The sequence below is a fragment of the Stenotrophomonas sp. As-7 genome, assembly GCF_030291015.1.
Lineage (GTDB): Bacteria > Pseudomonadota > Gammaproteobacteria > Xanthomonadales > Xanthomonadaceae > Stenotrophomonas > Stenotrophomonas lactitubi.
Map to the genome: position 1 here is coordinate 71,876 of NZ_CP127405.1, position 21,866 is coordinate 93,741.

Annotated in this window: 20 protein-coding genes; 17 read left to right on the forward strand and 3 right to left on the reverse strand. The window is 67.6% G+C overall.

Going from position 1 to position 21,866, the window contains the following annotated elements:
- Window positions 1–7: 7 nt before the first annotated feature.
- The 4 genes from mutM to QP457_RS00325 all read left to right on the forward strand — a co-directional run bounded on the left by mutM (window position 8) and on the right by QP457_RS00325 (window position 5,593).
- Window positions 8–820, forward strand: coding sequence for a bifunctional DNA-formamidopyrimidine glycosylase/DNA-(apurinic or apyrimidinic site) lyase (gene mutM / locus QP457_RS00310; RefSeq protein ID WP_205404649.1), 813 nt, complete (start codon window positions 8–10; stop codon window positions 818–820).
- Window positions 821–889: 69 nt separating this feature from the next.
- A complete protein-coding gene (locus QP457_RS00315) occupies window positions 890–1,456 on the forward strand; it encodes an ECF-type sigma factor (protein ID WP_205404650.1) in 567 nt (188 codons plus the stop codon).
- 18 nt (window positions 1,457–1,474) lie between these two features.
- A complete protein-coding gene (locus tag QP457_RS00320) occupies window positions 1,475–3,940 on the forward strand; it encodes a serine/threonine-protein kinase (RefSeq protein WP_205404651.1) in 2,466 nt (821 codons plus the stop codon).
- Between the two features lie 48 nt (window positions 3,941–3,988).
- Complete coding sequence (locus QP457_RS00325; RefSeq protein ID WP_100461745.1) at window positions 3,989–5,593, forward strand: glucan biosynthesis protein D; 1,605 nt, start codon at window positions 3,989–3,991, stop codon at window positions 5,591–5,593.
- A 605-nt stretch (window positions 5,594–6,198) separates the two neighbouring features.
- Here QP457_RS00325 and QP457_RS00330 read toward each other — a convergent pair.
- Window positions 6,199–6,819: a thymidine kinase gene (locus QP457_RS00330; protein WP_099819678.1), complete on the reverse strand. Its 621-nt coding sequence runs from the start codon at window positions 6,817–6,819 to the stop codon at window positions 6,199–6,201.
- A 102-nt stretch (window positions 6,820–6,921) separates the two neighbouring features.
- On the opposite strand from QP457_RS00330, the gene QP457_RS00335 reads away from it, so the two are divergent.
- The 4 genes from QP457_RS00335 to QP457_RS00350 all read left to right on the forward strand — a co-directional run bounded on the left by QP457_RS00335 (window position 6,922) and on the right by QP457_RS00350 (window position 10,869).
- A complete protein-coding gene (locus QP457_RS00335) occupies window positions 6,922–8,898 on the forward strand; it encodes a UvrD-helicase domain-containing protein (protein WP_205405454.1) in 1,977 nt (658 codons plus the stop codon).
- A gap of 107 nt (window positions 8,899–9,005) precedes the next feature.
- A complete protein-coding gene (locus QP457_RS00340) occupies window positions 9,006–9,746 on the forward strand; it encodes a DUF3592 domain-containing protein (RefSeq protein WP_205405453.1) in 741 nt (246 codons plus the stop codon).
- Between the two features lie 21 nt (window positions 9,747–9,767).
- Window positions 9,768–10,253, forward strand: coding sequence for a DUF3592 domain-containing protein (locus QP457_RS00345; protein WP_338126699.1), 486 nt, complete (start codon window positions 9,768–9,770; stop codon window positions 10,251–10,253).
- A 91-nt stretch (window positions 10,254–10,344) separates the two neighbouring features.
- A complete protein-coding gene (locus tag QP457_RS00350) occupies window positions 10,345–10,869 on the forward strand; it encodes a GNAT family N-acetyltransferase (protein WP_049436172.1) in 525 nt (174 codons plus the stop codon).
- A 117-nt stretch (window positions 10,870–10,986) separates the two neighbouring features.
- Here the strand turns inward: QP457_RS00350 and QP457_RS00355 are convergent, their stop codons facing one another.
- Entirely contained in the window at window positions 10,987–11,640 is a 654-nt protein-coding gene (locus tag QP457_RS00355) for a DUF480 domain-containing protein (protein ID WP_010487332.1), read from the reverse strand.
- Between the two features lie 101 nt (window positions 11,641–11,741).
- Here QP457_RS00355 and QP457_RS00360 point away from each other — a divergent pair, with 101 nt between their 5' ends.
- The 6 genes from QP457_RS00360 to QP457_RS00385 all read left to right on the forward strand — a co-directional run bounded on the left by QP457_RS00360 (window position 11,742) and on the right by QP457_RS00385 (window position 18,688).
- Window positions 11,742–12,665 carry a 5'-nucleotidase, lipoprotein e(P4) family gene (locus QP457_RS00360; RefSeq protein WP_205405451.1) on the forward strand — a complete coding sequence of 308 codons (924 nt, stop codon included), beginning with the start codon at window positions 11,742–11,744 and terminating at the stop codon, window positions 12,663–12,665.
- Window positions 12,662–13,387 carry an orotidine-5'-phosphate decarboxylase gene (gene pyrF / locus QP457_RS00365; RefSeq protein WP_100554316.1) on the forward strand — a complete coding sequence of 242 codons (726 nt, stop codon included), beginning with the start codon at window positions 12,662–12,664 and terminating at the stop codon, window positions 13,385–13,387. The genes QP457_RS00360 and pyrF overlap by 4 nt, the downstream gene beginning before the upstream one ends.
- Before the next feature lie 219 nt (window positions 13,388–13,606).
- Complete coding sequence (locus QP457_RS00370) at window positions 13,607–14,431, forward strand: serine protease (RefSeq protein WP_205405450.1); 825 nt, start codon at window positions 13,607–13,609, stop codon at window positions 14,429–14,431.
- A gap of 314 nt (window positions 14,432–14,745) precedes the next feature.
- Window positions 14,746–15,699 carry a hypothetical protein gene (locus QP457_RS00375; RefSeq protein WP_205405449.1) on the forward strand — a complete coding sequence of 318 codons (954 nt, stop codon included), beginning with the start codon at window positions 14,746–14,748 and terminating at the stop codon, window positions 15,697–15,699.
- Window positions 15,699–18,335: a glycerol-3-phosphate 1-O-acyltransferase PlsB gene (gene plsB, locus QP457_RS00380; RefSeq protein WP_099819471.1), complete on the forward strand. Its 2,637-nt coding sequence runs from the start codon at window positions 15,699–15,701 to the stop codon at window positions 18,333–18,335. Before QP457_RS00375 ends, plsB begins: the two co-directional genes overlap by 1 nt.
- Window positions 18,332–18,688: a hypothetical protein gene (locus QP457_RS00385; RefSeq protein ID WP_205405448.1), complete on the forward strand. Its 357-nt coding sequence runs from the start codon at window positions 18,332–18,334 to the stop codon at window positions 18,686–18,688. The genes plsB and QP457_RS00385 overlap by 4 nt, the downstream gene beginning before the upstream one ends.
- Before the next feature lie 141 nt (window positions 18,689–18,829).
- Here the strand turns inward: QP457_RS00385 and QP457_RS00390 are convergent, their stop codons facing one another.
- Window positions 18,830–19,033 carry a DUF465 domain-containing protein gene (locus QP457_RS00390; protein WP_093820272.1) on the reverse strand — a complete coding sequence of 68 codons (204 nt, stop codon included), beginning with the start codon at window positions 19,031–19,033 and terminating at the stop codon, window positions 18,830–18,832.
- A 90-nt stretch (window positions 19,034–19,123) separates the two neighbouring features.
- Between QP457_RS00390 and ttcA the strand changes: the two genes are divergently transcribed.
- From ttcA to QP457_RS00405, 3 genes are read left to right on the forward strand one after another with little or no spacing between them, the layout of a single operon-like run.
- A complete protein-coding gene (gene ttcA, locus QP457_RS00395; protein WP_099819473.1) occupies window positions 19,124–20,020 on the forward strand; it encodes a tRNA 2-thiocytidine(32) synthetase TtcA in 897 nt (298 codons plus the stop codon).
- Window positions 20,021–20,056: 36 nt separating this feature from the next.
- Window positions 20,057–20,962, forward strand: a complete 906-nt coding sequence (locus QP457_RS00400; protein WP_089241793.1) for a recombination-associated protein RdgC — start codon at window positions 20,057–20,059, stop codon at window positions 20,960–20,962.
- A gap of 59 nt (window positions 20,963–21,021) precedes the next feature.
- Entirely contained in the window at window positions 21,022–21,801 is a 780-nt protein-coding gene (locus QP457_RS00405) for a SprT family zinc-dependent metalloprotease (protein WP_180164681.1), read from the forward strand.
- Window positions 21,802–21,866 lie beyond the last annotated feature (65 nt).

Genomic DNA, 21,866 nt, shown 5'->3' on the forward strand with positions numbered 1-21,866 from the left:
TCGTCCCATGCCCGAACTGCCCGAAGTAGAAACCACCCGTCGCGGCCTGGCGCCGCACCTGCAGGGCCGCCGCGTGCATGGGGTGATCCTGCGCCGTGCCGACCTGCGTTGGCCGATCCCCCCGGAAGTGGCCAAGCTGCTGCCCGGCCAGCGCATCGAAGACGTGCGCCGCCGCGCCAAGTACCTGCTGCTGGATACCGCCATCGGCAGTGCCGTACTGCACCTGGGCATGTCCGGCAGCCTGCGCGTGCTGCCCGGCGACACCCCGCTGCGCGCCCACGACCATGTGGACATCAGCCTGGACAACGGCCGCCTGCTGCGCTTCAACGACCCGCGCCGCTTCGGCAGCCTGCTCTGGCAGCCGGCCGGCGAGATCCATCCGTTGCTGCGGGGGCTGGGCCCGGAACCGCTGGATGAAGCCTTCGACGGCGACTACCTGTTCGCCCGCAGCCGGGGCCGCAGCGCGCCGGTGAAGACCTTCCTGATGGACCAGGCGGTGGTGGTCGGCGTGGGCAACATCTACGCGGCCGAAAGCCTGTTCAAGGCCGGCATCAGCCCGCTGCGCGAAGCTGGCAAGGTCACCCGCGAGCGCTACCGGCGGCTGGCCACGGCAGTGAAGGAAACGCTGGACTACGCGATCACCCGTGGTGGCACCACCCTGCGTGATTTCATCAGCCCCGACGGCGCGCCGGGCTACTTCGAGCAGGAGCTGCTGGTGTACGGCCGCGATGGCCTGCCGTGCCCCAGCTGCGGCCGCCCGCTCAAGCACGCGATGATCGGCCAGCGGGCCAGCGTGTGGTGCAGCCGCTGCCAGCGCTGAACGTCTTCATGCGCTGCACACGCGCAGCGCTATAGTCCAGCCGACATCCGCTGCGGGGGAGCGTTGGCGATGGACGAAGGCCCGGATATCACTGTGTGGCTGGATGCTGCGCGCGGCGGCGACCGTGCCGCGCTCGACCGCGTGCTGACCACCCTGTACCAGGAGCTGCACAGCATGGCCCGGCGGCAGCTGGCCGGGCAGCAGGGGCGGACCCTGGATGCCACCTCGCTGGTCCACGAGTCCTACCTGAAGCTGCTGGGCAGCCGCGGTGCGGCGCGCTTCGAGGACCGTGCGCACTTCTTCGCCTATGCAGCCTCGGCGATGCGCAGCGTGGTCGTTGATTACGCGCGCAACCGCCTGGCGCGCAAGCGCGGTGGCGACCTCAAGCGGGTGGCCGAGATTCCCGAGAACAGCAGCAGCGGCATACGCCTGGACGAGGATCTGCTGGCCCTGGACGGGGCGTTGGAACGGCTGCAGGCCGTCGATGCGCACCTGGCCAAGGTCGTGGAACTGCGCTATTTCGCCGGGCTGTCGGAGCTGGAGATCGCCGAGCTTAGCCAGCGCTCGGAACGCAGCATCCGCCGTGACTGGCAGAAGGCACGGCTGTTCCTGCTGGCCGTGATGCGCAGCGACTGAGTCGCCGCCACCCACGTCATGGACACCGCCCGCTGGCAGCAATTGTCGTCCTGGCTGGACCAGCTGCTGGAGCTGGCACCCGCCGCCCGCCAGCTGCGCCTGCAGCGCTTGAGCGCGCAGGACCCCACGCTGGGCCGCGAGCTGGAACACCTGCTGCAGCAGGAAGCCGACAGCCACGAGTTCATGGCCCAGCCGCTGTGGACCGCCACACCGCCGGGGCGCGCCGGCAGCGAGGTCGGTCCCTATCGGCTGCTGCACCCGCTCGGTGAAGGTGGCATGGGCGAGGTCTGGCTGGCCGAGCGCTGCGATGGCCTGTACCAGCGCCAGGTCGCACTGAAGCTGCTGCGCAGTGGCGTCGCCGATCCCGGCCTGCGTCAACGCTTCGGCCGCGAGCGGCAGATCCTGGCCCGCCTGCAGCACCCGCATCTGGCACAACTGCTGGACGCCGGGGTGGACCAGCACGGGCAGCCCTACCTGGCGCTGGATTACGTGGAAGGCGAGCCGATCAGTGACTACTGCCGGCGCCTGCAACCGCCGCTGGAAGCGCGTCTGCAGCTGATGCTGCAGGTCTGCGCGGTGGTCAGCCATGCGCATGCGAACCTGGTGGTGCACCGCGACCTGAAGCCCTCCAACATTCTGGTACGCGCCGATGGCACGGTGAAACTGCTCGACTTCGGCATCGCCAAGCTGCTCGACCACGACGATCCGAACGCGGCCCATCCGGCCACCGAAATCCGCGCTTTCACCCTGCACTACGCCGCGCCGGAACAGGTGCGGGGCGAGGCGGTGACGACCCTGACCGACGTCTATTCGCTGGGCGTGGTGCTGTTCGAGGTGGTCACCGGGCACAAGCCCTATCGCCTGCGCCGGCACAGCGACGCGGAATGGGAGCGCTCGATCCTGGATGTGCAGGCGCCACGTGCCTCGGCGCTGCTGCAACGGCTGGCCGCCGAGCCCGGAGCGCCGAAACGCGCCCTGCAGCGGCAGGCGAAGCGATTGCGGGGTGATCTGGACGTGCTGTTGGAAAAAGCCCTGCAGAAGGATCCGCAGCAGCGCTACAGCTCGGCCGAAGCGCTGGCCGGCGACCTGCGCCGCTACCTGCAGGGGCAGCCGATCCAGGCGCGACCGCCGGGCGTGGGTTACCGGGTGCGCAAGTACATTGGCCGCCATCGCTGGGGCGTGGCCTTGGCGACGCTGTCGGTGTTGGCGCTGCTGCTGACCACGTCCATCGCCCTGTGGCAGGCGCGCCAGGCGCGGGTGGAAATGGCGCGTGCGCAGGCCATGCAGGATTTCACCGTGGGCCTGTTCGACAAGGCGGCCAGCCAGCGCCACGGCCATTTCGACGTGCCGCAGCTGCTGGCCACTGGTCAGCAACGGGGCGAAGCCGAACTGGCTGACCAGCCGCTGGCGCTGGCCGAGCTGCAAGGGGTGATCGGCCGCCTGCGCATCGGCCTGGGCGACTACCAGTTGGCGCTGCAGACCCTGGACCAGCAGCGCCGGCTGCTGCAGGAGGTGGGCGAGGTGCCGCCGGCGCTGCAGATCGAGGCAGTGACCCAGCGCGGGCGAGCGTTGCGCATGCTCGGCCGCGGGCGCGAGTGCCTGGCGCACCTGCAGCCGCTGCAACCGCTGGCGGCCAGCGAGGCGGCGGCCCTGCCGGCGGCCGTAGCCGAATTCCACAGCCAGCTGGGGCGGTGCCAGGCCCAGCTGGGTGATGCCGATGCGGCGCGCCGGTCGTTCCAGCAGGCGCTGGCGCTGCGCCACCAAGGGCTCGTCGAGCGCTTCGGGCGTGCTGAATCACTGGCCGATCTGGCCGCGCTGGAGGCCACCGCCGGACGCCTGCCGGCTGCGCTGGCCGGCTACCGGCAGGCGCTGGCGCTGCTTGGCCAGCGCGCCGACGCCAGCAGCCCGCAGGTGATCAGCCTGCACCGGCAACTGGGCGATGTGCTGGCCCGCCAGGGCGACACGAAGGCGGCAGCGGCCGAGCTGGAGCAGGCCTGGCAGGCAGCGCAGGATGCATGGGGCCCGCGCCACCCGGAGGCGCTGGTGGTACGCCGCGCACGCGCGCTGCTGGCCCTGCAGCGTGGCCAGTACGCATTGGCCGGCCAGGAACTGCGGCAGGTGCAGGCACAGCTGCTCGGCGCGCTGGGCCCGGATCATCGTGAGATCGGCTACGGCGAGTTCGCCCTGGGGAAATGGGCCAGCGCCAGCGACGACCCCTCGGCAGCGGCGGCGCACTATGCCCGTGCAGTGGCGATCTGGCGCCAGCCCGATCACATCGCATTGCTGCCGCAGGCGCTGCTGGCACAGGGGCAGGCCCTGCAGGAGGCCGGCCAGACCGCGCAGGCCCGCAGCGTGCTGGCCGAGGCACGACAGCTGCTGCTGGCCCAGCGCGGGCCACAGGCGCCGGCCCTGCAGGAGCTCGACGCACGCATCGCGGCATTGGCGCAGGCTGAACAGCGCATCGATTCCACCGCTGCCCGTTAACGTTTGTCTGCCTATGATGGCCGACCTTCCCTTTGCTCCCGCGCCTGCATGCAACGACGCGACTTCATCCGCAATGCCTCCCTGGCCTTGGCCGCCTTCGGCCTGCCGTCACTGCCGGCCTGTGCGGCCAGCAAGAGTGGCCAGCTTGGGCTGCGCCGGCTTGGCCAGCCACAGCCGTTCGATTTCGCCACCCTGAAGGGTCAGGCGCGCGCGCTGGCACAGGCGCCGTACCAGAGCCACAAGCGGGTACTGCCGGGCAAGCTGGAGGCGTTGGACTGGGATCAGTACCAGTCGATCGGCTACCGCCAGGACCATGCTTTGTGGGCCGACCAGCCGGGAAAATTCCAGGCCAAGTTCTTCCATCTGGGCCTGTACTTCCATTCGCCCGTGCGCATGTACGACGTGGTCGACGGCAAGGCACAGGAACTGGCCTATGACGGCGCCGCGTTCAACTACGGCAAGAGCGGGTTGAAGAACGGTGAGCTGCCGGCCGACCTCGGCTTTGCCGGGTTCCGGTTGAACACGCGCAAGGACACCGACCGCGATTTCGCCGCGTTCCTGGGGGCCAGCTACTTCCGCGCCGTGGGCAAGGAAGGCCAGTACGGCCAGTCCGCGCGTGGCCTGGCCATCGACACCGGCATGGGCAAGCCCGAGGAATTCCCGGACTTCATCGCCTATTACCTGGAACAGCCGGCGGCCGACTCGGACACGATCATCGTCTACGCGCTGCTGGATTCGCCCAGCGTGGCCGGTGCCTACCGTTTCGCCGTCACCAACGGCGATGTGCTGCTGATGGACATCGACAGCGCGCTGTATCCGCGCAAGACCATCGAGCGGCTGGGCATCGCGCCCTGCACCAGCATGTACCAGGTGGGCGAGAACGACCGCCGCATGGGCTGGGACTGGCGCCCGGAGATCCACGATACCGATGGCCTGTCGCTGTGGACCGGCGCTGGCGAATGGATCTGGCGGCCGCTGCTGAACCCGCGCAACCTGCGCTTCAACATGTTCGTCGACCGCAATCCGCGTGGCTTCGGCCTGCTGCAGCGTGACCGCAACTTCGATCACTACCAGGACGACGGCGTGTTCTACGAGAAGCGCCCGTGCCTGTGGGTAGAGCCGAAGGGTGACTGGGGCGAGGGCTCGGTGCAGCTGGTGGAGATTCCCACCGTCGATGAAACCTTCGACAACATCGTGGCCTTCTGGAACCCGAAGGAAAAGCCGCAGCCGGGCCAGGAACTGCTGGTCGGCTACCGCCTGTACTGGGGCGCACAGCCGCCGGCGCATACGCCGCTGGCCCACTGCGTGGCCAGCCGCACCGGCCTGGGCGGGGTGATCGGCAAGAAGCGGGAGTATTTCTCGTGGCGTTTCGCGGTGGACTTCGAAGGCGGCGAACTGGCCAGCCTGATCGACAAGGCCGACGTCGAAGCGGTTGTCGAAACCAGCCGTGGCCGGGTGGAGATCGTCTCGGCGCGGCCGTTGCGCGAGATCAAGGGCTACCGCGCGATGTTCGACCTGGTGCCGCCGGAGGGCAGCACCGAGCAGATCGACATCCGCCTGTACCTGCGCAGTGGCGGCAAGACCCTCACCGAAACCTGGTTGTACCAGTACACCCCGCCGCCGGCCGGTGCGCCGGAGCGCACGCTGTACTGACGGGTTTATCGGCAGGGCTGCGCCCTGCACCCGCAGAGGCCGGAGCAACGGCAACGGCAACGTCAAAAGCTGGCATTCGGTGGGATGGCGGGGTGGGTCCGGTTGCGGGGGACGCCGTAAACCCATCCCTGGGGGCTTGGCCGCGGCATCCATGCCGCGGACACCCCCGCAACCGGACCCACCCCGCCTTCGACAGATTTCCGCGATCTGTCGGGATGGCATGGCCTGCTCTTGGTGGGTGTCGACCACGCTGCTGTTGGTGGGTGTCGACCTTGGTCGACACGTAGATCCACGCCATGCGTGGATGCTCTTCGATCCCAATTCGAAATATTCGATTTCGATGGAGATTCATCCACGCACGGCGTGGATCTACCAGACACCGGGAAACTGTCAGAGGTGGGGTGGTGTCGGATTGCGGGGTGTCCGCGGCATGGATGCCGCGGCCAAGCCCCCAAGGATGGGTTTACGGCGTCCCCGCTATCCGACACCGCCCCGCCATCCCACCGAATGCCAGCTGTTGCTGTTGCTGTTGATTCTGAGGTTGCCGGCCAGCGGCCGGCACTACCGCGTCGGCAGGTGCAGGGCGCAGCCCTGCCGAAAAACCCTTACAACGGCAGCGGTGCCTGCGCCGGATCGATCCGACCCTCGCCCCGGGTGATCTTCTTGAACTCGGCGCGGCTGACCGAGACGTAGCGCTCGTTGCCGCCGATCTCCACCTGCGGGCCGTCCTGCACGGCATGGCCGTGCTCGTCCACGCGCACGGTCATGGTCGCCTTCTTGCCGCTGTGGCAGATCGTCTTGATCTCCTGCATCTCGTCGGCCCAGGCCAGCAGGTACTGGCTGCCCTCGAACAACTCGCCGCGGAAATCGGTGCGCAGGCCATAGCACAGCACCGGGATGCGCAACTGGTCGACCACCTCGCTGAGCTGCCAGACCTGGCTGCGGCTGAGGAACTGCGCCTCGTCCACCAGCACGCAACCCAGCGGCCCGTTGGCCTGCAGATCCTGCGTGACCCACTGCTGCAGGTCGGTGTCGCGTTCGAAGGCCATGCCGTCGGCGCGCAGGCCGATCCGCGAAGCGACCACGCCCGCGCCGGCACGGTCGTCCAGGCGCGGGGTCAGGATCGCCACGCGCATGCCGCGCTCGCGGTAGTTGTGCGCGCTCTGCAGCAGGGTGGTGGTCTTGCCGGCGTTCATCGCCGAATAGTAGAAATAGAGCTTGGCCATCGGCCGATTGTACGACGCCACCCGGCACCGGCCGAAGCTGTTCAGCAAGCCCACCGGCCGGCGGCTGTGGCCGCCACCAACGCCCGCTACAATCCCACCCCAATGCACGGTCTCAATCCCCCCCAAGCTGCCGCCGTCCTCCACATCGAAGGACCGCTGCTGGTGCTCGCCGGCGCCGGCAGTGGCAAGACGCGCGTGATCGTGGAGAAGATCGCCCACCTGATCGGCTGTGGCCGCTACCCGGCCAAGCGCATCGCCGCGATCACCTTCACCAACAAGTCGGCCAAGGAAATGCGCGAGCGCGTGGCCAAACGCCTGCGCGAGCAGGATGCCGATGAAGTGACCATCTGCACCTTCCATGCGCTGGGCCTGAAGTTCCTGCAGATCGAGCATGCCGCGGTCGGGCTCAAGCGCGGTTTCTCGATCTTCGATGCCGATGACGCGGCCGCGCAGATCAAGGACCTGATGTACGGCGCCAAGCCGGACGACATCGAGGACATGAAGAACCTGGTGTCGCGCGCCAAGAACGCCGGACTGTCACCGGAGCAGGCGATGGCCGCTGCGCGCAGCAATCGTGAAAAGGAAGCGGCCGGCATCTACGAGCGCTACCAGTTGCGCCTGAGCGCGTTCAACGCCGTGGATTTCGATGACCTGATCCGGCTGCCGGTGCAGATCCTGGAAGAGAACCCGGACATCGCGCTGGCCTGGCGCGAACGCATCGGCTACCTGCTGGTCGACGAATGCCAGGACACCAACGATGCGCAGTACCGCCTGCTCAAGCAGCTGGCCGGTGACAAGGGCAACTTCACCTGCGTGGGCGATGACGACCAGTCGATCTACGCCTGGCGTGGCGCCAACCCGGAAAACCTGCAGCAGATGGGGCGCGATTACCCGGCCCTGGAAATCATCAAGCTGGAGCAGAACTACCGGTGTTCCAACCGCGTGCTGCGCGCGGCCAATGCGCTGATCGCCAACAATCCGCACGAACACCTGAAGAAGCTGTGGAGCGACCAGGCCGATGGCGAGCGCATCCGCGTGTGGGAGTGCCGCAACAGCGAACACGAGGCCGAGAAAGTCGCCGCCGAGATCGCGTTCGTGGCGCAGACGCGCAACGTGCCGTGGAGCGATTTCTGCATCCTGTTCCGCGGCAACTTCCAGTCGCGTCCGCTGGAAAAGGCGATGCAGCTGCTGCGTATCCCCTACCACCTGACCGGTGGCACGATGTTCCTGGAGCGCCAGGAAGTGAAGGACACGCTGGCCTGGCTGCGGCTGCTGGTCAACCCGGACGATGACACCGCGTTCCTGCGTGCGGTGCAGTCGCCCAAGCGCGAGGTCGGTGCGGGCACCCTGGCCAAGCTGGCCGAACTGGCCTCGGAAAAAGACATGCCGATGGCGCAGGCCGCCGAGGCAATCGGCGCGCTGCAGCAGTTGCCACCGCGCGCGGCCAACAGCCTGGCGCGCTTCACCGACATCCTGCGTGACCTGCGCGCGCAGACGCGGCAGATCAGCTCCGGCGACATGATCCGCAAGGTCGCCAAGGAATCGGGCCTGCTCAGCGAGCTGCGCCAGCAGGCCAAGGAAGAAGCCAGCTACCAGCGTCGCGCCAACAACATCGAAGAGCTGGCGCAGTGGTTCGAGGGTGGCCCGCGTGGCGCCACCGCTGCCGATCTGGCCGGCCAGCTGGCGCTGTTGTCGCGCAGCGACAAGGACGAGGGCGGCAACCAGGTACGGATGATGACCATGCACGCCTCCAAGGGACTGGAATTCCCGTACGTGTTCATCGTCGGCTGCGAGGATGGCGTGCTGCCGCACCAGGTCAGCCTGGACGAGGGCAACCTGCAGGAAGAACGTCGCCTGCTGTACGTGGGCATCACCCGCGCCAAGATCCAGCTGTGGATGAGCTACAGCAAGCTGACGCGCAAGTTCGGCGAGCATGTGCGGCTGAAGCCGAGCCGGTTCTTCGAGGAGATTCCGGCCGAGGAGATCCAGCGCGATGGCGCGGACCCGGTGGCCGATGCGGCGCGCAAGAAGGAACGGGCGAGCGCGGGGTTGGCCGCGATCGAGGCGCTGTTCGATTGAGGATCGAAAAGCCACTAAAGTGGTATTCCAATCCGTCCGATTGACGCTTCTGGCCTTGAGCCTGCATCGGGTTAAGGCCTAGTGTGAGCGCACCCGAAGTGCGCGCCGTGTCCTTCATCGTGTCCAACGATATCCCTGCTGTTCTCACCCGTACCTTCCTCGGGCTGGGCCTGGTCCTGCTTGTTTCAGCGCTTCTGGCCTACGTTGGGGCCAGGCGCTTCCTCGATGCGGCGGTCATTGCCGATGGCAGGATCACCCATGTGGATGCCGTCAGCGTTGATCGCGGTGGTTCGCGCACTTCAGGGGTGAAGTTCCTGTACTGGGTGGACTTCACTACCAGCAGCGGGCAAGTGATGCGGTTCTTCGCAGGTCGTACCCGCCATCGTGCCTACATGACGGGCGATCATGTAGATGTGCTGTACCTGCCGGACCGCCCGGACAAGGCCCTGGTGCGTTCGCTCTCATCACCCTGGGGCCTGAGCGTCATACTGGGAGTGACCGGCGGCCCATTCTTGCTGGGGGTGGGAATTCTGCACCTGCCGCAGGCGGCGAGGGCATGGCGGCGCAGGCAGCTCCTTCGCCACGGGACACGGGTGCAAGCCAAGGTCCGGGCGATCAAGCGCGATCGCGGAGTATTTTCGGGGGGAAGGCATCCGTTCGTCATCGTCTGCGCCTGGCGCGATCCTGAAACCACTCGATGGCATGTCTTCCACAGTGCGTATCTCTGGGCCGATCCCCGTGCACAGGTGAGTGGGCGTGAACTGGATGTCCATGTCATGCCGGGCAATCCGCGCTACTACCATGTCGATACCTCCTTCATCCGATCAGCGCCGGCACCTGCACGCTGATCGATCAACCCGGCCAGCACCCTGCCCACCCTCCTCAGATGTTTTTTGCTGTTTTTCTTTGCCGTGGGCCTGCTGATCCTTCTGGCCGCCGCCTGGCTGTTCGTGGACGTCCAGCGTTTCGCGCGCAAGGCCGTTTCCGTAACTGGAACGGTGGTGGCCGTCCAGGCAGAGGATGCCCGGTCGGAAATGGAGGGGATGCCCGCACGTGACATCACCCTGCATCGCCCGGTGGTGAGGTTCCAGACCGCACAGGGGCAGATGATTCAGTTCACCGCGTCCTCTGCTACCGGGGCACCACTGTACGTGGTCGGCGAACAGGTACAGGTGCTGTATCCCGGCGGCATGCCTTCCAAGGCTCGTATCCAGCACCCGGGATTGCGCTGGGGCGCACCGCTGCTGTTGGCGCTGATGGGCATGGGGTTCTGCCTGATCGCCGCATGCGTCCATCGCCTGTGCGTGCGCTACTGGCCGATCCTGTTCGGCCCGCGTGACGGGGCATGTGGCTAGGCTGCGCATCGTAGTGGCCCACTTGGCCTGAGCGTGCTGCACGGCGGGCGCTGGCGTTGCAAAATCGAGGTATTCCTTCCGGAGCCCACCCATGCATCCCATCGAAAGCGAACGCCTGCGGCTGCGCCGCCTGGAACCGGACCGTGATGCGGCACCGATGCTGGCCCTGCTCAACGATCCGGGCTTCGTGCGTTTCATCGGTGACCGCAACGTGCGCGACGAAGAACAGGCACGCGAGTACATCGCGCTGCGGGTGCTGCACAGCTATGCGTTGAATGGCTTCGGCATGTATGCCATCGAGCGGTTGTCCGATGGTGCCTGGCTGGGCAACGCCGGGCTGGTGCGGCGGGATGGCCTGCCGGGGCCGGACATCGGCTATGCGGTGCTGTCGGAATTCGCCGGGCAGGGCTATGCCGGTGAGGCGGCGCGGGCGGTGTTCGCGCATGCGCGCGGAGCGCTGGGCCTGCACGATCTGTATGGCATCACCGATCTGGACAACGTCGTGTCCGGGAAGATCCTGCTGGGGCTGGGCATGCAGGTGCGTGGGGTGATCCAGTTGCCGGGCGTGGACAGCCCGAGCCGGTTGTATGCAACGCCCGGTGCGGCGCAGGTCTGACCCCTCATGTTGGTAGGTGCCGGCCGCTGGCCGGCACAGTAGCGGCTGATGGTAGGTGCTGACCGTTGGTCGGCACTATTCAGATGCAGTGCCGACCAACGGTCGGCACCCACCCCCTCAACCGCGCAGTTCGGCCAACTGTGCCTGCAGTTCGGCCACCGCCGCTTCCAGCTGGGCCACGCGCTCGGCCAGGCCCGGGTCGGCCGCATCGCTGCTGCCACCGCCGCTGCTGGCGTACTTCGCCGCCAGCGCCGCGCCGTCCACTTCGCCGCACAGCAGGTGCATGTAGCGGTCTTCGCGCTGGCCGCTGGCGCGCGGCAGCACCACCAGCAGCGCGCGCTGCTGCAGGCGATCGATGGCGTGGCGGGCCTCGTCGGTGTCGGCGAAGCGGTGCAGGCGTTCGCTGCGCGTGACCAGCTCGCCCAGCGTCTGCGGCCCACGCAGCAGCAGCAGCGCCAGCAACACGGTCTGCTGCCGGGTCAGGTCCAGCGCGGCCTGCAGGCGGTGCTCATAGCGGTCCGCGCGCGAGGAGAAGTGCTGGCGGGCCAGGCCCAGCGCCTCCAGCTGGCGCAGCGCATGTTGCACGCTGCCGGCATCGACGTTCATCACCGGCTCGCGGGCGGTCTTCTGGTTGGCGGCCGATTGGGCGGCATTGACGGTCAGCGGATAGGTGTCCGGGGTGGTCGCCTCCTTCTCCACCAGGCAGCCCAGCAGGCGGGCCTGCACGGCGTCGAGCAGGGGGACGTCGGGGGTCTGGGTGGAATCGGTCATGGCGGCCTCCGGAAGGGCAACGGGTCAACCGCCAAGCATAGCCGTCCCGGGACCGCCTTTGCCGGTAAAATGCGCCGGTATATCTGATTGCCGGTGAATCCATGCGTCGTCCCGTTTCCCTGTCCCTGACCCTGCTCGCCACTGCGGCGCTGGGCCTGTCCGCCTGCAAGCGCGTGGATGCGCCTGCCGCTGAAGCCGCTGCGCCGGAGGCCCCGGCCGCCGCTGCCAAGGCCGACGGCGCGCTCGATGCCACTGCCAATGACAACCTCAATGCAGTGCTGTGGATGCAGCGCGCGCAGGAGTACAAGGCGATCACCGAGCAGACCTACCGCGCCGCCGCCGACCGCCTGGACGCCGCGCTGAAGGAAGCCCACTGGGATGCGCTGGTGCCGGAAGAACGAGGCAACGAGGCCAAGGGCCTGAAGCCGGCCGTGGTGCTGGACGTGGACGAGACCGTGCTGGACAACTCGCCCTACCAGGCGCGCCTGGTGCGCGACGGCAAGGAATACGACGAGCTGACCTGGGACCAGTGGGTGGCCGAAAAGAAGGCCAAGGCCATTCCGGGCGTGGTCGATTTCGCCAAGGCCGCCAACGCCAAGGGCGTGACCCTGCTGTACATCTCCAACCGCGCCGTGCACCTGAAGGACGCGACCCTGGCCAACCTGCGCGAGCAGGGCCTGCCGGTGGCCGACGACAGCGTGTTCCTGGGCCTGGGCACCGTGGTCGAAGGCTGCGAGCAGGCCGGCAGCGAGAAGAACTGCCGCCGCCGCCTGGCCGGGCAGAAATACCGCGTGCTGATGCAGTTCGGCGACCAGCTGGGCGATTTCGTCGAAGTGACCGCCAACACCAATGACGGCCGTGACGCGCTGCTGCAGCAGTACCACGACTGGTTCGGCGAGCGCTGGTGGATGCTGCCGAACCCGACCTACGGCGGCTTCGAGCCGGCGCAGTTCAACAACGACTACAGCCAGTCGCGCCAGGCCCGCCACGACGCCAAGCGCGCAGCCCTGGACTACGCACCGTGAGCCGCGCGCCGCTGCCGCTGCGCGATGACGAGCGCCTGATCTTCGCGCTGGACGTGCCTGACCGCGTGCAGGCGCTTGAGTGGGTCGACCGCCTTGGCGACAGCGTGGCGTTCTACAAGATCGGCATGGAACTGCTCGCCTCCGGCGAGTACTTCCAGGTGCTGGACGAGCTGGCCCGCCGCGACAAGCGCGTGTTCGTCGACCTGAAGTTCTTCGACATCCCGGCCACCGCCGCAGCGGTGATCAAGCGCCTGGCGCAGTGGCCGGTCAGCTACGCCACCATCCACGGCTGGCACCCGGCGATGATGGAGGCCTGTGCGGCCGCCAACAGCGGCGACATGCGCCTGCTGGCAGTGACCGTGCTGACCTCGATGGGCCGCGCGGATCTGGCGCAGATGGGCATCGACCGCGAGCCGGTGGAGGTCGTGGTCGAACGCGCGCTGGCCGCACAGGCTGCTGGCATCGACGGTGTGATCGCCTCCGGCCAGGAAGCGGGTCCGATCCGTGCCGCTACCGGGGCCGGTTTCTCGATCGTCTGCCCGGGCATCCGCCCCGGTGGCCCGGTCGGCGATGACCAGAAGCGCACCGTGGGCGTGGCGCAGGCCTTTGCCGATGGCGCCGATGCCATCGTGGTCGGCCGTCCGATCCGCCTGGCATCTGATCCGCAGGCCGCAGCACGGGCGATCCAGCAGGAAATCGCGACGGCTCTGGCCGCGCGCTGAGCCCCGCTCCGACGGCGGTCACGCCGGCACCACGAACGCCATCCCGCCGAATGCGGGGTGGCGTTCGCATTTGTGTTTGTTGCCCTGACGCACCCGACCCCAGCCCGGGAAACTGTGCGCCACATCGCGCTGCGCGGGTGGAGTGACCTCTATCAATCGATGCACCAGCACGGACCGCGGCCGTGCCGGTTCCAACCATCGATAGAGGAGTACACGGATATGTATCGCAGCACCTCTTTGCTGTTCGGCAGCCTGTTGGCCGCCGCCATCGTCTTTCCCGCTGCGGCGGCACCCCAGCCCCGCGAAGCGCCGCGCATCATCGGCGGCGAGGCCGCCAGGCCCGGTGACTACCCGTTCATGGTCAGCATCCAGCGCCTGTCGTACGGCGACAGTGACCATGGTCGCCACTGGTGTGGTGCCACACTGATTTCCCCCTCATGGGTGCTGACGGCCTCGCACTGCGTGGAGGGTGATCGTCCCGGTGATCTGGCCGTGCTGGGCGGCGTCACCGCGTTGTCCACCGAGCCATCGGCACGCGCATCCAACGTCAAGGCCATCCATGTCCATCCGGCGTTCAACAGCGGCAATTCGCTGGAGCATGACGTCGCCTTGATCCACCTGAGTGCGCCGTTGGCCGATGCGCAGCCGGTGGCGCTGCGGTTGCGGTCCGATGCCAGCTATCTCAAACCGGGCCGGGAGTTCACGGTGATCGGCTGGGGCGACACCGATATCACTGACGGGCGGGTCTATCCCACCCAGCTGCAGACGGTGCAGACCCCGTTCGTGCCCTTCGCCGAGTGCCAGCAGGCGTATGCAGGAGAGCTGTCACGCGGCAAGGTCATCTGCGCCGGCCGCGAGGGGATCGACAGCTGCCAGGGCGATTCCGGTGGTCCGCTGCTGCTGCGCCTGCGCGAGGGCTGGACCCAGTTCGGTGTCGTCAGCTGGGGCGAAGGCTGCGCGCTGGCCGGCTACCCCGGCGTTTATGCCCGAATCGCCGAAAAACATGCCGTAGATTTCATAGAAGCGGTCTGGCAACGCGATTGATTCAATAAAATCAATGAGTTGAATGATGTTTTGTCATGTGTTGCGTTAACTTTGCGGGCAGCGTAGGATCGCCGCCATCCGGTCTTCGGGCCGGACATGCGCCACAACTGTCCACCGGCCTTGCGCCGGTTTGAAGAGTCCGCGATCCCTGTGATCCGGGCTCTTTTTTTTGTCTGCCCGGTGCGGGGAGGCCCGTCGGCGCGCGGCATGGAGCCACCATGCAGTACGTGCCATGGCGGAAACCGTGACGCCCCGGCTTGCCGCTGTCACGTCGCAGGCCGCAAGATGCGGACCGGTCCGGGGAGTCCGATTGCATGAGCGTTGTAGTGCGAGGAAGGTCTGCGCGGGGATGGGGGCTGGCGGCCATGCTGCTGCTGGCCATCGCCGCGTGTCGTGAATCCGGCAGCGATCCGGCCGCCGCGCCGGCCGAGCCTGTCGCCGCGGTACAGGCGATGGCGCAACGGCTGGCCGAGGACGATCTGATCGGCTACGCAAAGCTGTCGGTGCCGCCCAGCCAGTATCAGCGCCTGCAGCAGGCCTGGGCCGATGGCCACAGCCAATGGCCGCTGACGGGGCTGCCGCTCGGCGACCAGTTGCTGCCGATGCTGGCGGCGCTGCGTGAGCCCGGCGCCAGCACGCAGCTGCAGCGCAGTTTCGACCGCCAGCTGGCCGGACAGGCCCGCGCCGTACGCCAGGCCGCGCAGTCGATGGGCAACTTCGGCGTGCAGTACCTGCGGCACCAGAAGGGCTACACACCTGGCCAGCAGGCGCATTACATCCAGCTGGTGCAGACCCTGGCGGCCTGGGCCCAGGACGCGCCCATCAGCGACCGCGCCAGGGCCCGCAGCAGCATCGCGGCCCTCGTCGGTGCCGCCGCCAAGGTCGGTTTCCAAGACGATGCCGGCCTTCAGGCCGCGGGCATGGAAGGCAGCCTGCAGCAGCTGGCGCCGTTCATCCACACCGTCAAGGCCGTGCTGGCCAGCTATGGCCTGGGCGTGGACGAGGCGCTGCGCAGCGTGCGTGGTGAGCTGCTGTCGGTGGAGGGCGACAACGCCCTGGTACGCCTGCAGTACGAGCTTGCCGGCCGCGCGATGACCGTGCAGGTGCCGCTGAGCCGGCGCGAGGGCCATTGGTACCTGACCCGCACCCTGGCCGATACCGACGCCCTGTTGCGCCAGGCCGATGCCGCCCGCGCCGCCGCCGCGCCAGAGCCTGTACCCGCCCCCGCAACCGATGGGGAAGCGGCAACGCCATCGGCTAAGCCATAATGACGTCGATGTCGAAACAGAACCCGCTGCCGTTCCCCGGCGAAGAATCCCAGCCGACGCCCGCCGACACGGCGCCGGCGTCCCCCTCGACCGACGCCGGCACGCCGCCAGCGGCGACGCCCGTGCACGCGCGTCCTGCCGGCCGCCGCCCGCTGTGGGCGCGCCTGCTCGGGCGTCTGGTGGAGCCCTGGCTGTCGCTGAAGATCGAGCCGGAAGACCCGGGCCAGTACAACGATGGCCGCCCGGTCATGTACGTGCTGGAAGACTACGGCCTGTCCAACGCACTGATCCTGGACAAGGCCTGCCGCCAGGCCGGCCTGCCGTCGCCGCTGGTGCCGCTGGCCGGTGACCCCACTGGCCGCAAGCGCGCCTACCTGGCCCTGTCGCGCCGCAGCTCCAGCAACTCGCTGATTCCCGAGCAGCGCGGCGCCAAGACCCATTCCGATTCGCTGGCCAAGGTCCTGCAGGCCCATCGCGTGCGCGACGACCTGGATGTGCACCTGGTGCCGGTATCGATCTTCGTCGGCCGCGCCCCGGACAAGCAGAGCGGCTGGTTCGCCGTGCTGTTCTCGGAAAACTGGGCGCTGGTCGGCCGTTTCCGCCGCCTGCTCGGCCTGCTGCTGAACGGCCGCAACACCATCGTCCGCTTCGCACCGCCGATCTCGCTGCGCTCGACCATCGACGAGGGCCTGGAGCCCGAGCGTACGGTGCGCAAGCTGCAGCGCGTGCTGCGTACCCATTTCCGCCGCATCCGCGAGTCGGTGATTGGTCCTGACCTGTCGACCCGGCGCCTGCTGGTGGACCAGGTGCTGGCCGCCGAGACGGTGCGCGAAGCGATCGCCTCCCAGGCCAAGCGCGACAACAGCAAAACCAGTGATGCCTGGAAGAAGGCGCACGCCTACGCCTGGGAAATCGCCGCGGACTATTCCAGCCCGGTGGTGCGCTCGGCAAGCTTCATGCTCAGCCACGTGTGGAACCGCATCTACGCCGGCGTGCTGGTGCACCACCTGGACAAGTTCAAGGCCGCCGCGCCGGGCCACGAAGTGGTCTACGTGCCCAGCCACCGCAGCCACATGGACTACCTGCTGCTGTCCTACCTGCTGTACGACCGCGGTATCGTGCCGCCGCACATCGTGGCCGGCATCAACCTGAACCTGCCGGTGGTCGGCACCCTGCTGCGCAAGGGCGGTGCGTTCTTCATCCGCCGTTCGATCCGTGGCAACGCGCTGTACTCGGCGGTGCTCAGCGAATACGTCGCGCAGCTGGTCGCAGGCGGCTATTCCATCGAGTACTTCGTCGAGGGTGGGCGCTCGCGTACCGGTCGCCTGCTGCAGCCCAAGGGCGGCATGATCTCGATGACCCTGCGCGCGTTCCTGCGCCAGCCGCGCAAGCCGGTGCTGTTCCAGCCCATCTACATCGGCTACGAGAAGCTGATGGAGGGCGGCAGCTACCTGGATGAACTGTCCGGGCGGCCGAAGGAAAAGGAATCGATCTGGCAGCTGCTGTGGGGCATCCCCAAGGTGCTCAAGCAGAACTACGGCCAGGTGGTGGTGAACTTCGGCGAACCGATCGCGCTGAACGATGTATTGGCCGAGAAGGCCCCGGAGTGGGGTGGCGAGGCGGTGTCCGAGGACGAGAAGCCCTCGTGGCTGTCGACCACCGTCGACACCCTGGCCGAGCGCATCCAGGTGCGCATCAACGGCGCGGCCGACGTCAATCCGATCAACCTGCTGGCGCTGGCCCTGCTGTCCACGCCCAAGCATGCGATGGGCGAGGCCGACCTGATCGCGCAGATCGAGCTGTGCAAGACCCTGCTGGTGGAGATGCCGTATTCGGGCCGGGTGACGGTGACCCCGCACTCGCCGGAGCGCATCATCGCCCACGCCGAAGAGATCAACGTCCTTACCCGCATCAAGCACCCGCTGGGCGACGTGCTCAGCGTCAGCGGCGATACCGCAGTGCTGCTGAGCTACTTCCGCAACAACGTGGTGCACCTGTTCACCGCGTCGTCGTGGGTGGCCTGCTGCTTCCAGAACAACCGCCGCATGAGCCGCACCGGCCTGGTCCAGCTGGGCCGCACGGTGTACCCGTTCCTGCAGGCCGAACTGTTCCTGCCCTGGACCGAGGACGAGTTCGCCCAGCGCATCGACCAGACCATCGACGTGTTCGTGCGCGAGGGCCTGCTGCAGAACGTCAACGAAGACGACGGCGGCATCCTTGCGCGCAACACCGGGCAGACCGACGAAGTGTTCCGCCTGCGTGCGATCGGCCATTCGCTGCAGCAGGCGTTCGAGCGCTACTACATCGCCATTTCGGTGCTGGTGAAGAACGGCCCGGGCACGCTCGGCGCCGCCGAACTGGAAAGCCTGTGCCAGCAGGCCGCGCAGCGCCTGAGCCTGCTCTATGCGCCGGCCGCGCCGGAATTCTTCGACAAGTCGCTGTTCCGCGGCTTTATCCAGAAGCTGCGCGAGCTGCGCCTGGTGTGGCCGGACGAGAACAGCAAGCTGCTGTTCGACGAGCGCCTGGACGCCTGGGCCAAGGATGCCAAGTTCATCCTCGGCCGCGAACTGCGCCACACCATCGAACGGGTCAGCCCGGAAGCCGCGCGCCCGGACGAACCGGCACCGCAGGATTGAACCTGCGGCGCCTGTCGGGCCTGGCCGCGGTGGTCGCGGCCGCAGGCCTTGCGGTTGCTTCGGTGCAGGCTGCAGAGGCCTGTGTGGACGACACCCTGCCCGGGCGGCTGGCCGATGCGCCGGTGCGCCTGTGTATCGAGGCAAAGACCGGGCAACCGGCGCGCTACCGCCTGTGGCTGGCTGGCGAGGTGCGTATCAGCGGTGATGAACCCGCCGCTCGGCAGGGTCTTGGCGGTGACTGGTACGGCCATCCGCTGTGGCTGCGCTGCACCGGTGCCGGCAACCTGCGCCGCTGCGACCTGACCGTGGACGGCGAGGCGGCCTGGAATGCGGAGCTGGTGCTGCCGCGTTGAAGCAGGCAGCATCCACGCATGGCGTGGATCTACTGGGACATCCCGGCATGGCGTGGATCCATAGGTTTCCGGGTCGCTACCGGACTTCGGGGCGGACGTGGGGCTGCAGTAGATCCACGCCATGCGTGGATGGGCCACCGGTTACGCCGGCTCGTCCGGAATCTGCAGGCTTTCCAGCTTGGTGATGCAGTCCTTCAACTGCAGCTTGCGCCGCTTCAGGCGCTTGAACTCCAGCTCATCTTCGCCGTTGGCGGCCATGCGCGCGATCTGTTCATCCAGCGACCGGTGCTCGGCACGCAGGGCGACGAGGCGTTCGACGATTTCGGCGGGGTTGTAGGTGTCCACGGTCTCCGAGCATACACAGCGACGATGACTGCCGGGAGAGGGGAATCCCGACCCCGGGTCCGGGCTGCCGCAAGCCGGTAGAATGGAGCCATGTCCGCCGTGATCTCCCTGCCCGATCCCCCGCAGCGCGCTTCGCGCGATCCGCGCGTGGCCGGGCACCGGGCGGACAAGCTGGGCAAGCACCTGCGCCGCCAGGTCGGCCAGGCCATCGCCGACTTCGGCATGATCGAAGCGGGCGACAAGGTCATGGTCTGCCTGTCCGGCGGCAAGGACAGCTACACCCTGCTGGACCTGCTGCTGCAGCTGCAGAAAAAGGCGCCGGTGCCGTTCGAGCTGGTGGCGGTGAACCTGGACCAGAAACAGCCCGGTTTCCCCGAGCACGTCCTGCCGGAGTACCTGGCCGGGCTGGGCGTGCCGTACCAGATCATCGAGCAGGACACGTATTCGGTGGTCAGCCGGGTCATCCCGGAAGGCCGGACGATGTGTTCGCTGTGCTCGCGCCTGCGCCGTGGCGCGCTGTACAACCACGCCAAGGTGCATGGCTTCAGCAAGATCGCGCTGGGTCATCATTGCGATGACGTGGTGGCTACGTTCTTCCTGAACCTGTTCCACCATGCCAAGCTGGCCGCCATGCCACCGAAGCTGCTCAGCGACGATGGACAGCACGTGGTGATCCGCCCGCTGGCGTACGTGCGCGAGCACGACATCGCGCAGTACGCGCAGGCCCGCCGCTTCCCGATCATTCCCTGCACCCTGTGCGGCAGCCAGGAAAACCTGCAGCGTCGGCAGGTCGGCCTGATGCTCAAGCAGTGGGACCAGGACCATCCCGGGCGCATCGAACAGATCGCACGTGCGATGGCCGACGTGCGACCTGCGCAGCTGGCCGATGCCGCCCTGTTCGATTTCATGGCCCTGGGCCGCCGTGGCGATGCGGCGCATGCCGATGCCTGGCTGGCCGACGCAGTTCCCGAGACGCCTGCCGTTTAAGGTCGGGCGCCCTTCTTCTTCAGACACCGGAATTCCATGTTCTTTCGCAACCTGACGTTCTTCCGCTTCCCGACCTCCACTGATTTTTCCGAAGTCGATACCCTGCTGCCGCACGCCCTGCTCAAGCCGGTCGGCGCGCTGGAAATGAACTCGCGTGGTTTCATCTCGCCGTTCGGCCGCGAAGAGAAGGAAGCCCTCTCGCACCGCATTGCCGAACACCTGTGGCTGACCGTCGGTGGCGAGGACAAGATCCTGCCCGGCGCGGTGGTCAACGACCTGCTCGAGCGCAAGCTGGAAGAGATCGAAGAGAAGGAAGGCCGCCGCCCCGGTGGCCGCGAGCGCAAGCGCATGAAGGACGACCTGCTGCATGAACTGCTGCCGCGCGCCTTCGTGAAGTCCTCGCGCAACGATGCCTTCATCGACCAGCTGCACGGCTACGTGGTGGTGGACACCTCCAGCCGCAAGACCGGCGAATACTTCATGTCCGACATCCGTGGCCTGCTCGGCAGCTTCCCGGCGATGCCGCTGAACGCCGAAGTCGCGCCGCGTTCGATCCTGACCGGCTGGATCGCCGGCGAGCCCCTGCCCACCGGCTTCAGCCTGGGTGAGGAGTGCGAGATGAAGGATCCGGTGGAGGGCGGCGCGGTGGTCAAGTGCCAGCACCAGGAACTGCGCTGCGACGAGATCGACAAGCACCTGGACGCCGGCAAGCAGGTGACCAAGCTGGCCCTGGTGTTCGAGGACAACCTGTCCTTCGTGCTGGGCGACGACCTGATCGTGCGCAAGCTGAAGTTCCTGGACGGCGCGCTGGACCAGCTGGAGCACGCGGACGAAGACGGCCGCCGTGCCGAGTTCGACGCCCGCTTCGCCCTGCAGAGCGCGGAGATCCGCCGCCTGTTCCTGCTGCTTGAAGAAGCCTTCAAGCTCAGCAAGGCTGACTGAACAGGCAGGCCGTCGGCCGCCGGTCATCCGGCGGCCCCGCACGGCGCTATGCTGGGACCATGAGCCGTCTGCTGCGCCGCCTGATCTCGCCGGTCCCTCCCGCCACCGTACAGCGCGACACCGTTCGCCTGCGGCTGGAGGATGTCGAGATCGAGGTACTGCGCGTGCGCGATCCGCGCGCGCGCCGGATCAAGCTCAGCGTCGATGAGCGCGGTGCACGACTGACATTGCCGCCGCGCGCCAGCCTGGTGATGGGCGAGCGCTTCCTCGAACAGCATCGTGACTGGCTGGGCCTGCAGCTGCGCCTTTACCAGGGGCATGGACTGCCCGCCGCGTTGCAGCCAGGTGTCGACGGTGTGCTGCCGCTGCGCGGCGAACTGTTGCCGCTGCGCTGGCAGGAAGGCCGCTACGCACGACTGGAAATCGACGAACACGGCGCCTGCGTGCAATGGCCGAGCCGTGGCGGCGACGCGACCCTGCGCCGCCTGCTGCGCGAGTTCTACGAAGCACAGACCCGCGCCGATGTCGGCCGCTGGCTGCCGAAGTACCTGCCCGGCCTGCCGCGCGCGCCCAGCCGCCTGCGCTTGAAGGTGATGTCCTCGCAATGGGGCTCGCTGGCCCCAGACGGCAGCATGGCGTTGGATCTGGCACTGGTACTGGGCAGCCCCGCCGCGTTCGAATACGTGCTGGTGCACGAACTCTGCCACCTGATCCAGGCCAACCACTCGCCGGCGTTCTGGCACGAAGTGGAACAACGCTTCCCCGACTGGCGTGCGCAGCGCGACTATTTCCAGCTGGAAGGGCGCAGATTGAAAGCAATGCTCCGCCAGCTTCTGTAGCGCTGTGCTTTTGTAGAGCCGAGCCATGCTCGGCTATCGCGCGCGGCGCGGATGTTCAGCCACCG